Annotated in this window: 12 protein-coding genes; 11 read left to right on the top strand and 1 reads right to left on the bottom strand. The window is 61.4% G+C overall.

Annotation, left to right across the window (positions count from 1 at the left end; all coding sequences use genetic code 11):
• Positions 1-27: 27 nt before the first annotated feature.
• Positions 28-1,056, bottom strand: a complete 1,029-nt coding sequence (locus tag HZ99_RS07020; protein WP_200876632.1) for an AraC family transcriptional regulator — start codon at positions 1,054-1,056, stop codon at positions 28-30.
• A gap of 484 nt (positions 1,057-1,540) precedes the next feature.
• Between HZ99_RS07020 and HZ99_RS07015 the strand changes: the two genes are divergently transcribed.
• The 11 genes from HZ99_RS07015 to HZ99_RS06965 all read left to right on the top strand — a co-directional run bounded on the left by HZ99_RS07015 (position 1,541) and on the right by HZ99_RS06965 (position 14,877).
• On the top strand, positions 1,541-3,727 hold the full coding sequence (locus HZ99_RS07015) for an indolepyruvate ferredoxin oxidoreductase subunit alpha (RefSeq protein WP_038442005.1): 2,187 nt from the start codon (positions 1,541-1,543) through the stop codon (positions 3,725-3,727).
• Positions 3,724-5,016: an MFS transporter gene (locus HZ99_RS07010; protein ID WP_038442004.1), complete on the top strand. Its 1,293-nt coding sequence runs from the start codon at positions 3,724-3,726 to the stop codon at positions 5,014-5,016. Before HZ99_RS07015 ends, HZ99_RS07010 begins: the two co-directional genes overlap by 4 nt.
• A 24-nt stretch (positions 5,017-5,040) precedes the next feature.
• Entirely contained in the window at positions 5,041-6,663 is a 1,623-nt protein-coding gene (locus HZ99_RS07005; RefSeq protein ID WP_235205572.1) for an indolepyruvate oxidoreductase subunit beta family protein, read from the top strand.
• A 6-nt stretch (positions 6,664-6,669) separates the two neighbouring features.
• Complete coding sequence (locus tag HZ99_RS07000; protein WP_038442002.1) at positions 6,670-7,125, top strand: acyl-CoA thioesterase; 456 nt, start codon at positions 6,670-6,672, stop codon at positions 7,123-7,125.
• On the top strand, positions 7,122-9,446 hold the full coding sequence (locus HZ99_RS06995; RefSeq protein WP_038442001.1) for a bifunctional salicylyl-CoA 5-hydroxylase/oxidoreductase: 2,325 nt from the start codon (positions 7,122-7,124) through the stop codon (positions 9,444-9,446). The genes HZ99_RS07000 and HZ99_RS06995 overlap by 4 nt, the downstream gene beginning before the upstream one ends.
• 40 nt (positions 9,447-9,486) lie before the next feature.
• Positions 9,487-10,617, top strand: coding sequence for a cupin domain-containing protein (locus tag HZ99_RS06990; RefSeq protein WP_038442000.1), 1,131 nt, complete (start codon positions 9,487-9,489; stop codon positions 10,615-10,617).
• Between the two features lie 49 nt (positions 10,618-10,666).
• A complete protein-coding gene (locus HZ99_RS06985; RefSeq protein WP_038441999.1) occupies positions 10,667-11,608 on the top strand; it encodes a fumarylacetoacetate hydrolase family protein in 942 nt (313 codons plus the stop codon).
• 60 nt (positions 11,609-11,668) lie between these two features.
• Complete coding sequence (locus HZ99_RS06980) at positions 11,669-12,682, top strand: carbon-nitrogen hydrolase family protein (protein WP_038441998.1); 1,014 nt, start codon at positions 11,669-11,671, stop codon at positions 12,680-12,682.
• Positions 12,679-13,437: an aspartate/glutamate racemase family protein gene (locus HZ99_RS06975; RefSeq protein ID WP_038441997.1), complete on the top strand. Its 759-nt coding sequence runs from the start codon at positions 12,679-12,681 to the stop codon at positions 13,435-13,437. The genes HZ99_RS06980 and HZ99_RS06975 overlap by 4 nt, the downstream gene beginning before the upstream one ends.
• Positions 13,438-13,530: 93 nt before the next feature.
• Positions 13,531-13,974: a MarR family winged helix-turn-helix transcriptional regulator gene (locus tag HZ99_RS06970; RefSeq protein WP_038447976.1), complete on the top strand. Its 444-nt coding sequence runs from the start codon at positions 13,531-13,533 to the stop codon at positions 13,972-13,974.
• Positions 13,975-14,145: 171 nt separating this feature from the next.
• Entirely contained in the window at positions 14,146-14,877 is a 732-nt protein-coding gene (locus HZ99_RS06965; protein WP_038441996.1) for a DsbA family protein, read from the top strand.
• Positions 14,878-14,893 lie beyond the last annotated feature (16 nt).

The raw sequence follows: 14,893 nt of genomic DNA, 5'->3' as shown, positions 1-14,893 counted from the left end.
CGAAAGCGGCATCGAAGTCCAGAGGACTCAATGTCGACGTAGGGTCTGGCTGGGTGTTTCGCGGTAGCGCAGTTTGTAGTCATTGCTGAACCGGCCCATGTGCGTGAACCCCCAGCGCAACGCGACGCCTGCGATGTTGGTGACCTCGCCGCCGATCAGCTCGCTACGGACACGTTCCATGCGCAGTTCGCGCAGATGCTGCATCGGGCTGATGCCCAGAAAATCCCTGAAGCCACTGTATAGGCTGCGCAAGCTGACCCCGGCAGCCTGTGCCAGTTGCTCGGCACTGATCGGCTCATGGGCGTGCGCACGCAGGTAGTCCTGGGCACGGCGGACATGCCGGGGGAGTATGGTGCTGCGCCGAGCCGGGGCGTTTTCACTGTGATTGTGTTTATGGGTCGTCAGCAGGATTGAGGCGGTCAGTTGCTCGATCTGTGCCGTGACCAGCTTGTGTTGGGCAAGGGCTGGATACTGGGTTGCACAATCGAGCAGGTAGGAGAGCAGGCACCGCCAGGGGCCTGAATCCTGCCAGCGGAACCCGAGGTCGAAACGCAGGGGGTGTTCCAATGGATGGCCCAGGTACCCAACCAATGTGCGTTCGACCAATGAGCGCGAGATCCTCAGCATGATCTGGTCGCTATCGCCACTCCACTGCATTTTCGCTTCGTCTCCCGGGCTCAGGACCGAAGCGAGCTCCAGTGACGACTCGATACGCTGGCCACCGCTTTCAATCACGGCGCAACCCTGGACAGGCATTTGCACCAGAAAACAATGCTCCAGGGGACCACGCTCGATTTGCACATGGGCACCGTAGCGCAGGCGGCTCAGCGAGATGTCGCCCAGGGGCAGGTAATGCATGCGCGCGTCCAGGCGCTCGGTTCCATGGGTCTGCTTCAAGTGATGATTGGCGATGACCTGGCCGACCATGGAGCGCACTTGCTCCAGGTCGGCGGACGCAAAAAGCAGGCGTTCCGGCTCATTCAGGACTCGTTCAGTCGAAAAAATGGCGGCCTGCCCACGCACGGGCGAATAGGTGGAGGTCGGAATGTTCTGCACGGGTGCTACCCCTCTCGGAGCTTGGCCGGCTATCAGCCTGATTATTGTTATGAAAAACAACCTCGACTGCGCTTGCCGGAGGCGCATGCGCGACGCGGTTTTCCGATATTTAATATGATTATTCATATTGTTTTTCGGTGATAAATTATTAATCGCACGGCCTGCCGGAAAATGCAATGCATCATGGGCATGGTTGATAAACGGTGCGTTCAGCAAGCACGAACGCTTCGTCATGATGGCCCATATACCCTTTAAACAAAGGCTATCGTCAGCGTCATTCAAGGCGAAAACACGTCAGCTCCCAGTGTTGCTTACGGGCATGGGGCCTTGGATCTGGCCTGTGTTTATCCTCGTACTGCCACCTCTATCCAGATCTTGCAGCAAGATCATTTGCATGATTATTCATGTATTGACGCAACCTGCGCCTCAGATGAAGGTAGAGGCCATAGGCAGTTTTGTTCACTTGATCTGAGAGATAAGCAACATGGCCGAGCGATCCTTTGTCCAGGAAGTGAAGAAGCTGCGTGCCGGCGCGGGTGAGATGTTCAGCGGCGAAGGCATCCTGGCGGTCACCAAGGCGCTACTGGAGTCGGGTGTGGCGTATGTCGGGGGATACCAGGGGTCGCCCATCTCGCACTTGATGGACGTGCTCTCGGATGCCCAAGACATTCTGGGGGAATATGGCATCCGCTTTGAAAACAGTGCCAGCGAGGCCACTGCGGCGGCGATGCTGGCGGCGTCAGTCAACTATCCATTGCGCGGCGCGATCACCTTCAAGGCGACGGTGGGGACCAACGTAGCCTCCGATGCGCTGGCCAACCTGGCGTCGGGCGGGGTCACGGGCGGTGCGTTGGTCATCGTGGGTGAGGATTATGGCGAGGGCTCCTCGATCATGCAGGAGCGCAGCCACGCGTTCGCGATGAAGTCGCAAATGTGGTTGCTCGACCCACGGCCGAACCTGCCAAGCATCGTGCAGGCGGTCAAGGATGGCTTCGATCTGTCAGAGGCCAGCAATACCCCGGTGATGTTGCAGATGCGCATTCGCTCTTGCCACCTGCATGGTCAGTTTGTGGCCTCCGATAACCGCCCGCCGGCGTTTACGGTCAAGGATGCCCTGGAAAATCCTGCGCGGGACATCAACCGTATCGTCCTGCCACCCGCGAGCTTCCTGCACGAGCGGGAGAAAATCCAGCAGCGCTGGCCGGCCGCGATCCGTTTCATCCAGGAACGCCAGCTCAACGAGTTCTTCAGCGAAGGCGCGGCAGATGTCGGCATCGCCTTGCAGGGGGGGAACTACAACACGCTGATCCGTGCGTTGCAGAAGCTGGGGCTGTCCGATGTCTACGGGGCTTCGCACATCCCCTTGTACGTCATGAATGTGGCCTACCCGCTGGTCGACGAGGAGTTTGAACGCTTCTGCAAGGGCAAGCGTGCCATCTTGCTGCTGGAAGAAGGCCAGCCCAATTTTGTGGAGCAAAACGTTTCGGCGATCCTGCGCCAGCTGGGGTCGCAGACCGCCTTGCATGGCAAGGATGTGCTGCCCCTGGCCGGGGATTACAACACCGCGACCGTGCTCGCGGGCGTGCGGGCCTTTCTGGAACGCTATGGTCTCGTGCAAGTCCCGCAGCCGCCGCTTGGCATCCCGATTGTGATGTTGCCGGTCGAAGCGCCGCCCGCCGAGGGGGCGGGCGTGCAATCCCTGGAGCAGATCGTTCATGCGCGGCCGCCAGGCCTGTGCACTGGCTGCCCGGAGCGCCCGATTTTCACGGCCATCAAGTTGGTCGAGCGTGAGCTGGGCAAGCATCACATCAGTGCCGACATCGGCTGCCATCTGTTTTCGATCCTGCCGCCCTTCAACCTCGGCAGCACGACCATGGGGTACGGCCTGGGCGGCGCCAGTTCGGCGGCTTTCAGCGTGGCCCCCGGCTCTGCACCTGCGACCAAGCGTGCCATCTCGCTGATGGGGGATGGGGGGTTCTGGCACAACGGCCTGACCAGCGGAGTCGCCAATGCGGTGTTCAATCGCAGTGACAACCTGACGATCATCATCGACAACAACTACGCCTCGGCTACCGGCGGCCAGGACGTGCTGTCGTCGCGAGCACTCAACGCCTCGCGCAGCACCGGCCATGAAATCGAGAAAGCGGTCAAGGGGGTGGGGGTCGAATGGGTGCGTACCATCAAGCGCACCTATGATCTCAAAGCCATGGTATCCACCCTGCGCGAAGCCTTGACCACCCAGGAGGCGGGGCCAAAGGTGCTCATCGCGCAGAGCGAATGCATGCTCAATCTGCAGCGTCGAGAGAAGAAGGTCGTGCGCAAGGCCCTGGCCGATGGCCAACGGGTGGTGCGCGAGCGCTTCGGTATCGACCCGGATACCTGCACTGGCGATCACTCCTGCATCCGCCTGTCCGGCTGCCCTTCCTTGTCTATCCGCGATAACCCGGACCCGTTGCGCCAAGACCCGGTGGCCATGGTGATGGAGAGCTGCGTGGGGTGTGGCAACTGTGGCGAGGTGGCCCATGCCGCGGTGCTCTGCCCATCGTTTTATCGGGCGCAGATTGTCAGTAACCCGACGTGGTGGGACCGATTCAGCCAGCGTGTGCGGATCACCGTCATTGGCTGGTTGCAGGACGCCGATGCCCGCCGTCGATCCCGGTATGCCCTATGAGCCGGGTGACCGAGCCCGGCCCACCTTCCAGGGTCACGGCCAGAGTCCTGCTTGTGTGCTGGCTGGCCATCTTGTTTGAGGGGTACGACGTGGGCGTGATGGGCGCGATCCTGCCGGCACTGGCGCAGGACAAGGCCTGGAACCTGACGCCGTGGGAACTGGGGATGCTCGGCAGCTACGCGATGATTGGCATGTTTTTCGGCGCGCTGCTGGTGGGGATGCTCAGTGAGCTGCTTGGGCGCCGCCGCATGCTGTTGCTGTGCGTACTGGTGTTCTCGCTGATGATGGCGGGCGCTGCCTGGGCGCCCACGCCGGCCTGGTTCGGCTTCTTTCGGTTTGTCGGTGGATTGGGCCTGGGCGGTGTGATTCCGGTTGCCGCGGCCCTGACCGTCGAGTATTCGCGAGCCGAGCGCCGCAGCTTCAATTACGGGCTGATGTATTCGGGCTATTCGCTGGGCATTTTGTGCGCCGCCGCCGCTGCGATCTGGTTGCTGCCTACCCAGGGGTGGCGTGGGGTGATTGCCGTCGGCGTGCTGCCGGTGCTGTTGCTGTGGCCGATGGCGCGCATGCTGCCTGAGTCGCTTGAGTTCCTGGTCGGGCAAGGGCGTGCAGAGGATGCCGCCAGGCTCGCCACGCGCTTGCAGATGGTGGTGCCCGGGCGGGCGCCGCAGCCAGACAGTCAACAACCGGGGTGGCGACAGGTACTGGCCGAGGTGTTTGCGCGCCAACACCTGCGGGCAACGGCCTGCTTCTGGGTGGCGTTGTTCTGCGGCCTGTTGCTGATCTACGGCCTCAACACCTGGTTGCCTTCGATCATGCGCCAGAGTGGTTACGACCTGGGCTCCAGCCTGGGGCTGTTGATCATGTTCAGCCTGGCCTCGGCGCTGGGGGGCCTGTTTCTGGGGCGTGCGGCAGATCACTTCGGTGTGCAGGCGGTGGTCGGGGTGTTCTACCTGGTGGGGGCGCTGGCCGTCTTTGCCCTGGCTGCGCGCAATACCCTGGGTGTGAACTATGCGCTGGTTGCCATTGCGGGCCTGGGGAGCATTGGCGCCTCGCTGATTCTGACGGGCTACCTGGCCGACTACTACCCGCCGCGGGTGCGTGCGGCCGCGACCGGCTGGGGCTTGGGTTTTGCGCGATTTGGCGCGATGAGCGGGCCGCTGTTGGGTGGCTACGTGGCCGGAAGCGGGATTGGCCAGGCCTGGAACTTCATTGCGTTTGCGCTGGTAGGCCTGGTGGCCGCTGCGGCGGTGTTCCTGCTGCCCACACGCCCGGCGAGGTGTTCATGATGAATCAATCCTCGATTTTTTTCTGTGAGCCCAGCCTTGGGGGACGGCGCGTGCCTGTGCGCCTGTGGTCCAGTGCTGGCAATTATCAATCTGTCATGGGCGCCGGTATGTGCGTCGACCCTGTTGTGGAGTCTGTTTATGCCCAGTGAGCCGATCAAGATTGCCATTCTCGCCATGGGCGGCGAGGGCGGAGGGGTACTCGCCGACTGGATTGTCGACCTGGGAGAGGCAAACGGCTATTTCGCGCAGACCACCTCTGTTCCGGGGGTCGCCCAGCGTACCGGCGCGACGATTTACTACGTTGAACTGTTCCCCGGTGCCGATGCCCCGCAAGCCAGGGTGCCGGTGCTCGCGCAGGCGCCGTTGCCGGGGGATGTCGATATCGTGCTGGCCTCGGAACTGATGGAGGCGGGGCGAGCGGTGCAACGCGGTTTTGTTACCCGTGACCGGACCACCCTGGTGACCTCGACCCACCGGGTCTATTCGATTGCCGAGAAGTCGGCGATGGGCGATGGCCGGGTCGACAGCGAGGCGCTGTTGCAGCAGGCGAGCCGCGCCGCCAAAAGTTTTGTCAGCTTCAATATGGAGCAGATGGCCGAGCGCACGGGCAGCGTCATCAGCGCCGTGTTGTTCGGCGCCCTCAGCGGCACAGGGGTACTGCCGTTCAACCGTGCACAGTTCCAGGCCACGATTGAGCGCGGGGGGGTTGGCGTCAAACCCAGCCTGCAGGCTTTTGAGGCGGGTTATACCCGGGCGCGCATGACCCAGGACGAAGCACAAGAACCGCAGGTTGCAGCGCCGCGCCCTGAGGCATCGCAGCCGCGGCACCCGGTGGTTGCCGGGCTGGCCGACCGGGCATGGGGGCTACCGAGCGGAGTGGTGCAGATCGCCGTCGAAGGTGTGCGCCGCCTCATCGATTACCAGGACCCGGACTACGCCCGCCTGTACCTGGACCGGCTCGAAACGCAGGCCGCCGCCCCCGGCGGCGGGGACGTGGCGTTGCTGCGGGAAACGGCCCGCTACCTGGCGCTGTGGATGTCCTACGAGGACACCATCCGGGTGGCTGACCTCAAGACCCGTGGCAGCCGCTTCGAGCGGGTGCGTACCGAGGTGCGCTCCAAAGCCGACCAGGTCCTGGCGATTGAAGAGTATATGCACCCGCGTATCGAAGAAATCTGCGAGACCTTACCGGCGGGCCTGGGCCGCTGGCTGGCCAAACCCCATCGGACCCATCGCCTGGTGGCCCGTTTCACCCAGCAGGGGCGCACGATCAAGACCAGCTCCCTGAGCGGCTTCCTCCTGCTCTACGGGCTGTCGCGCTGGCGCCGCTGGCGCCGTGTGACGCTGCGCTACAGCCAGGAAAACGCCCGCATTGACGCCTGGCTGCAACGCCTGCGAACACTGGCTGTGATGGATCCTGCGTTGGCCCTGGAAGCTGCGCACTGCCAGCGTCTGGTCAAGGGCTACAGCGACACCCACGCCCGCGGCCTGAAGAACTACGAAACGTTGATGGCCGTGGTGGACCGGCACTCCCGTTACCTGGCGCCGACGACGTTGCGTGAGCTGCGCGACGCAGCATTGGCCGATGAACACGGCCACCAGTTGCGCGAATGCTTGCAACGCCATGCCTTATCTTTCCAAGGATAGTTTCTTATGAATCCAAGCAAATTCGTCCGTGAACACCGTATCCGCTTCGCCGAGTGCGACCCGGCGGGCATCGTGTTCTACCCGCAATATTTCGTGATGTTCAACAACCTGCTGGAGTCCTGGATCGACGAGCTGCTGCCCGAGGTGGGCTTCGCCGGTTACATCGGCAAGCTGCGTTTCGGCTTGCCGACCGTACACCTTGAAGCTGACTTCCAGGCCATCAGCCGCATGGGCGACGACGTCTTGCTGAGCCTGGAAGTGATCAGGCTTGGCGGCAAGTCGCTGACCCTGGCGCTGGGGTGTACCGACCTTGAGGGGCAGGTGCGCATGAAGGTCACGCAGGTGCTGGTCTCGACCTCCCTGGACAGTCATCAGGCCATCGAGTTGCCGGGCCTGTTGCGGCTGGCGCTGACGGCGTCCTCTACCTCCCATAAAGACAATAGTGAAAGGAGCGCAATGTGAAAATTGCCTGCATCGGCGGCGGTCCCGCCGGCCTGTACTTCGGTTTGCTGATGAAGTTGCACAACCCGGCCAATGAGATTGTCGTGGTCGAGCGCAATCGACCTTACGACACCTTCGGTTGGGGGGTGGTCTTCTCCGATGCGACCTTGGACAACCTGCGCGAAGCTGACCCGGTGTCCGCGCAGACCATCGCCGATGCGTTCAGCCGTTGGGACGATATCGACATCCATTTCAAGGACCGCCTGGTACGCAGCGCCGGTCATGGCTTTATCGGCATTGGCCGCAAGAAGCTGCTCAATATCCTGCAGGCGCGCTGTGAGGAGGTGGGGGTCGAACTGGTCTTTGAAACCCAGGTCACAGACGATCAGGCGATTGCGCGCCAGTACAACGCCGACCTGGTGATCGCCTCCGATGGTATCAACAGCCCGGTGCGCACCCGCTATGCGCAGACCTACCAGCCAGACATCGACCAACGCCATTGCCGCTTCGTTTGGCTGGGGACGCACAAGGTCTTCGAGGCCTTCACTTTTCTGTTTGTGCCGACCGAGCATGGCTGGTTCCAGGCCCACGCTTACCAGTTCGAGGAGGGCCTTTCTACGTTCATCGTCGAAACGACCGATGCCACCTGGCAGGCGGCGGGCATCGACAAAATGTCCCAGGAGGAGGGGATCGCTTATTGTGAAAAGCTATTCGCCCCTTGGCTTGACGGCGAACCGCTGCTTTCAAATGCCTCTCACCTGCGTGGCGCGGCAATCTGGATCCGCTTCCCACGGGTGATCTGTGGCAAATGGGTGCATTGGACCCAGCCCAATGGCCCGCAAGGCGGCGACGTACCGGTAGTCCTGATGGGCGATGCGGCCCATACCGCGCATTTCTCGATCGGTTCGGGCACCAAGCTGGCACTGGAGGATGCTATCGAGTTGTGCAACACCCTCAAGGCGGGGGGAGACCTGAGTGAACGCCTGGCGCATTACGAGAAGGTGCGTGGCATCGAGGTGTTGAAGATCCAGAACGCGGCGCGCAACTCCACTGAATGGTTCGAGAACGTGGCGCGTTATGCCAATTTAGAACCGGAGCAGTTTGCCTACTCGGTGTTGACCCGATCGCAACGTATTTCCCACGAGAATCTGCGCTTGCGCGACCCTCAGTGGCTGGAAGGCTATGAGCGGTGGCTGGCGCAGCGGGCGGGCGTGCCGATGGCCCCAGGGGAGAGGCCGCGTCCGCCGTTTCTGACGCCCTACACGGTGCGCGGTGTAACGTTGAGGAATCGGGTGGTGGTCTCACCCACGTTGCTGTACTCCAGCCAGGATGGCCTTGCGGGGAACTTCCACCTGGTCCATCTCGGTGGCCAGGCCCTGGGTGGCGCCGGGTTGGTCTTGGCGGAAGCCACGGCGATTTCCCCGCAGGCCCGTATCACGGCAGGCGATCCCGGCTTGTGGAATGCAGAGCAGGTCGTGGCGTGGAAAAAAATCACCGACTTTGTGCATGCCGAAAGTGGGGCGCAAATCGGCGTGCAGCTCAATCACGCCGGACGCCGCGGCTCTACACAGTTGGGCTGGGAAAAGGCCGACTATCCGCAGGCTGATGGCAACTGGCCGTTGATCAGCGCAAGCCCGTTGCCGTACCTGGAGGGGATCTCGCAGGTGCCGCACGAAGCGACCCACGATGACCTGGCGCGCACCTGCAAGCAGTTCGCCGATGCCGCACGCCGCGCCGCGGAGGCCGGTTTTGACTGGCTTGAACTGCAGGCCGGGCACGGGTTCCTGCTCTCAAGCTTCATCTCCCCGTTGACCAATCAGCGCAGCGACGAGTACGGCGGCTCATTGGCCAATCGCCTGCGTTTCCCGCTCCAGGTACTGGCAGCCATACGCCAGGCCTGGCCGGACCATTTGCCGATCTCGGTACGCATCTCGGCTACGGATTGGGCCCCGGGCGGCACCCAGGTGGATGACGCCGTAGAGATCGCCCGGCGTTTGTGTGAAGGCGGCGCCGACATGGTGGATGCGTCGTCGGGAGAGGTGGTCGCGGGCCAGCAGCCGGTCTATGGCCGTATGTTCCAGGTTCCGTTTGCCGACCGGATCCGCAACGAGGCCCATGTACCCACCATCGCGGTGGGGGCGATCACTGAAGCCGACCAGATTAACAGCATCATCGCCTCGGGGCGTGCGGACCTGTGTGCCTTGTCGCGCTCGCATCTGGCGGATTCGGCCTGGCTCCTGAGAGAGAGCGCGAGGCTGGGCTGGCAAGACGTCGAATGGCCACTGCCCTATCAATGGGGCAAAGACCCGCTTGAGCGTAGCTTCACCCGAAGCAAGTCCTGAGGGCCGAGTGCCCACGGCATCCTGAAAGAGGAGAAAGACCATGACAACCTCGTATGACCAATACCGCGAAGGCATTGTGGGGCGCGCCGACGTGGAAGACACACCGGAACTGCTGGCCTATTACCGTGAACTGGACCAGTTGAAGACCGGCGCGCTGTGGACGGTGGCCAACAAAATCGAGCCCTGGCAGCCCAAGTCCGAATCTGTGCCGGTGCTCTGGCGCTACCGTGACCTGCGTGAGCATGTGCTGCGCTCGGTCACGCTGGTGACTCCGGAAAAGGCCGGGCGCCGCGTGATCTACCTGAATAATCCTGGGCGCACCGAAGTGTCGGCGGCGGTCGGCTGGTTGTACTCCGGGTTGCAAGTGATGCACCCGGGCGAGCGGGCCTCTGCGCATGCGCATTCGTCTTCGGCGTTGCGTTTCATCATGGAAGGGCGTGGGGCCTACACCATTGTCGACGGCCATAAGATGACACTGGGCGCCAACGATTTTGTCCTGACGCCCAACGGGACCTGGCATGAACACGGGGTGGAGGAGGACGGTCTGCCGTGTATCTGGCAGGACGGCCTGGACATTCCCCTGGTCAATGCCCTGGAGGCCGGGTTCTATGCCGTACACCCGGACTTGCAGCAGGCGATCGGCTACCCGGTCGACGACTTGGTGAGCCTGTGGAGCGCGCCCGGCCTGCGACCGGAGAACATCGGTTGGAGCAAACCCTATTCACCCTTGTTCAAGTACCAGTGGGAACCGACCTACGAGGCACTGCGACGCTATTCCGCAGCCCGTGACGACAACCCTTTCGATGGGGCGTTGATGCATTACACCAGCCCCGTCAATGGCGGCCATGTCTTGGCGACTATCGGCGCGAGCATGCAACTGCTGCGCCCGGGGTTCGTGGGCAAGGCCCATCGCCATACCGGCAGTTTCATCTACCAGGTGGCCAAGGGAAGAGGCTACTCCATCATCAATGGCCAGCGTTTTGACTGGCAGGAGCGTGACATTTTCTGCGTGCCGTCCTGGGCCTGGCATGAGCATGTCAACGCCTCCCAGAGCGACGACGCCTGCCTGTTCTGTTTCAGCGACCTTCCGGTCATGGAAAAACTGGACCTGTACCGCGAGGAGGCGCTGGCCGACAACGGCGGCCACCAACCGGTGCTGCCACCCGCCTAGCCCGGGCCTGGAACATTACCCTGCTGTATTAACCTGGAGAATTTCGACCATGCGACTCGTAACCTATCGCGCCCATGTGAGTGCCGCCGCCCGACTGGGGGCCATCGTGGGCGATCTGGTGATTGATCTGCAGCACCTGGGCCAGCACTCGGGCCAGGCTCTGCCGGACAACATCCTCGACTTTATCGACCTGGGCCCCCATGCCGTGGCCTCGACGACGGCGCTGCTCGACAGCTGCGCAGGCAAGTGGCCGTCGGGCGTGGCTTTACCCTTGGTCAATGTCAAGCTGCTTGCGCCCATCCCGCGTCCGCGCAAGAACATCTTCGGCATCGGCCTGAACTATGTCGAGCACGTGGCGGAGTCCAGCCGCACGCTGGATACGTCCAAGGAGTTGCCTACGCAGCCGGTGATTTTTTCCAAACCGCCGACCACGGTGATCGGCCCGGGCGATGCCATCGAACACAACGCGGCCATTACCCGGCAGATGGACTGGGAGGTGGAGTTGGCGGTGATCATCGGCAGACGAGCCAAGTGTGTGGGCGAGGCCCAGGCGCTGGGCCACGTGTTTGGCTACACCGTGCTCAACGACATCAGTGCCCGTGACAACCGGCGCGCCGGGCAATGGATCTACTCCAAGGGGCAAGACACCTATGCACCACTGGGGCCGGTCATTGTCACCGCCGATGAGATCAGCGATCCGCACAACCTGAACCTGAGCCTCAAGGTCAATGGCGTGGAGAAGCAGAGCTCCAATACCCGCCATCTGTTGTTCAACATCCCCACGTTGATTGCGGATATCAGTGCCGGTATCACCCTGGAGCCGGGAGACATTATTGCCACCGGCACACCGGCGGGCGTAGGCGCCGGGCGTACGCCGCAAGAATGGTTGTGGCCGGGCGATGTGGTGGAGGCGTGGGTCGAACAGATCGGCACGCTACGCAATCCCGTGATCGCCGTAGGCGACGAACCCCGCCAGGGCAAGCAGCCGTAAGCACCGGGCCAACCCGGCGCGGTTGGCCCGACTCCTTCGCGCACAATCGGATGAACTGTCATGCTTGAACTACCCCGATTCAAGGCTGCAGCGGTACAGACAGCCCCTGTTTTCCTGGACACCGACGCCACTGTCGACAAAGTGATCCGCCTGATTGAGGAGGCCGCCGACAACGGCGCGCAACTGGTGGCGTTTCCCGAGGTTTTCGTGGCGGGTTATCCCTATTGGAACTGGATGGGCAGCCCGATTGAAGGCAGCCCATGGTTCGAGAAGCTTATGCGCTCGGCGATCGAGATTCCCGGCCCGGAGATCGCCAAGATTGCCCAGGCTGCGGCGCGCCATCACATCAATGTTGTCGTAGGCGTCAACGAGCGTAACAGCCAGGGTGTGGGCACGCTCTACAACACCCTGGTGACTATTTCCGATGAGGGGCGGATCCTTGGCCGGCACCGTAAGCTCGTACCGACCTGGGCCGAAAAACTGACCTGGGCGCCTGGCGATGCTTCGGCGCTGCGCGTCCACAGCACCACGGTGGGGCCCCTCGGCGCCTTGGCGTGTGGCGAGAACACCAACACCCTGGCACGGTTTGCCTTGATCGCCGATGGGGAGCTGGTGCATGTCGCCAGCTACATCTCCTTGCCCGTGGCGCCGTCCGACTACGACATGGCTGAGGCCATCAAAGTACGTGCGGCTGCGCACTGTTTCGAGGGCAAGCTGTTCACGGTCGTTTCATGCTCGACGGTCAGCGAAGAGATTATCCAGGCGCTCGAACCCGATTATCCCCAGGCGCGGGCCTTGCTCACCCGTCGCAACAGTGCCTTTTCCGCAATTCTCGGCCCGGACGGGCGGGTGATCGGCCAGCCGCTGATTGACGAGGAAGGCATTGTCTACGCCGAGATCGATCTGTCGCGCTGCATCCAGCCCCGGCAAATGCACGACATTGCCGGTCATTACAACCGCTTTGACATCTTCGATCTGCGTGTCAATCGCCGTCCGCAACAGTCGGCCCGTTTCGAGGACATCGGCGGCGTGGACGAACCATCAATCGAGCCCAATCAGGAGTTTCAACCATGACGACTTCCCGTTACTACCGGATCGGCCAAATCGTGCCAAGCTCCAACACCACCATGGAAACCGAGATCCCTGCGATCCTGCGCGCGCGGGAGCTGTTGGAGCCTGAACGTTTTACGTTTCACTCAAGTCGGATGCGGATGAAGCAGGTGACCCGGGATGAGCTGGCGGCCATGGATGCCGATAGTGACCGTTGTGCGCTGGAGCTATCCGATGCCCACGTCGATGTACTCGGCTATGCATGTCTGGTCGCAATCATGAGCATGGGGCATGGCTATCATCGCCTTTCTGAGCAGCGCCTTTACCAGCGCACCCTGGAAAACGGTTGCCCGGTGCCGGTGGTCACCAGCGCCGGGGCACTGGTGACTGGGTTGCAAGCGATCGGTGCGAAGAAGGTGGCCATCCTGACGCCCTACATGAAGCCTCTGACCAAACTGGTGATTGATTACATCGAGAGCGAGGGGATTGAAGTCGTGGACAGCATTTCGCTGGAAATTGCTGACAACCTGGAGGTCGGCCGGCAAGATCCCCGTGCCCCTATCGAGATCACCCGCAAGCTCAATACCAACGGCGTGGATGCCATTGTCGCTTCGGCATGTGTGCAGATGCCCTCGTTGCCCTCGATCCAGCCGATTGAGGATCGAACAGGATTGCCGGTGATTTCCTCCTCGGTGGCCACGACTTATCAGATGCTCAAGCGCCTGGGGCTGAAAACGGCCGTACCCGGTTTTGGCTCGTTGCTGTCCGGGAGGTATTGAGGCGTGTCGCGGGGCAGGGGTAATTCCCCCCCGCATGAGCCAAAGGAGATAGAATCGTCGCCGGTTCAGGCAGAGGACGAGGCGACGATTGGAATGGCTAGAACGAAGGCGTTTGTTGATAACTATTTGCCCGCATTACTCGGCCAGGCCTGGTATCTGGTCTCCACCCAGTTTCATGCAATCGTCGAGCAGCATGGGCTCTCGGTACTGGAGTGGCGGGTGCTGTCTACGTTGGCCAGTGATGGCGCCATGACTATTTCCGCGCTTGCCCAGACCACGGTAAGCAAGCAGCCTACCGTCACCCGGCTGCTGACCAGGCTTGAGGCACAGCGGTATGTCGAGCGTTCCACCAGCCTGGATGATCGCCGCTACACCCTGGTGCGTGTCACGCCTACGGGGCGACGTTTGGTTGGCGGCCTGGTTGCCCTGGCTGAGAAACACGAACGTGAGATTCTGGCCCCTTTCGAGGCGAAGAAAATCGAGGCCCTCAAGGAAGTCTTGCGTGAACTGATTGATCGGCATAGTCCGAGGAACTGAGCTGCTCTTTGGCTGGCGCCGGCTTGTCGGCGACTGTACTCTTTATTTCAATAAAGTTTATTAGTCCTTTAAGTTTTTATATGTTTTTCAAAACCTGATAGTGCATTAACTTTGTGCAATCGAAGTTGGCCGGTTTCTGGTTTGTGGATGTATAAGTGCTGAGGGCTTGAAATGATTAAGTGTGATACTGAGTCGCGCATCTGTTCAGTGGATGGCGAGGCGAGCGCCCTTGGCTTGGCTTCAGGCAGACAGCAAACCGGGTTTGTTGTGCACTATGTCGGCGATCCGATGTGCTCCTGGTGCTGGGGGATTTCTCCAGCCATTGCAGGCCTGGCTGCTTATTGTTCAGCACAAGGCATCGATTTTGTCTTGACAGTCGGCGGCCTTCGGGCGGGCGGTGGCGACCCATGGACTGAGCCCTTTAAAGCGTTCCTGAGAAAAGAGTGGGCGCATATCCAGCAAGTGACCGGCCAGCCTTTTGGCGGGGACTTATTGGCAAGAGATACGTTTAATTACGATACCGAACCGTCCTGCCGCGCGGTAGTCACTGCCGCGATGATGATTAAATTGCAGGAACTTGAAACGTTCACCGCGTTGGATTTCTTCAGGGCAGTTCAATATAAGTTTTATGTTGAAGGCCAAGACCCTACGCAACCGACGTTTTATCAGAGTGTCTGTGGCGACCTGGGTTTGAGCTTTTCCGAATTCGCGTTGCTGTTCGACTCGCCCATGATGAAACGACGGGTGGAGCAGGAGTTCAAGAGTTGCCGCAGTTGGGGCGTCAATGCATTTCCCAGCATCCTGGTTGAACGAAAAGGATCGCGGGCGCTGCTTGCCGTCGGTGAAGTTTCCCAAGCCCAGTTGATTGCTCGCTTGGAAGAAACCATGCGTCGTGCCAAATAAGAGTCTGTGACGTTCT

Source organism: Pseudomonas fluorescens (genome assembly GCF_000730425.1).
Classification (GTDB): Bacteria; Pseudomonadota; Gammaproteobacteria; order Pseudomonadales; family Pseudomonadaceae; genus Aquipseudomonas; species Aquipseudomonas fluorescens_X.
The sequence above is the reverse complement of the archived record's forward strand: the minus strand, read 5'-3'. Positions and strand labels throughout refer to the sequence as shown.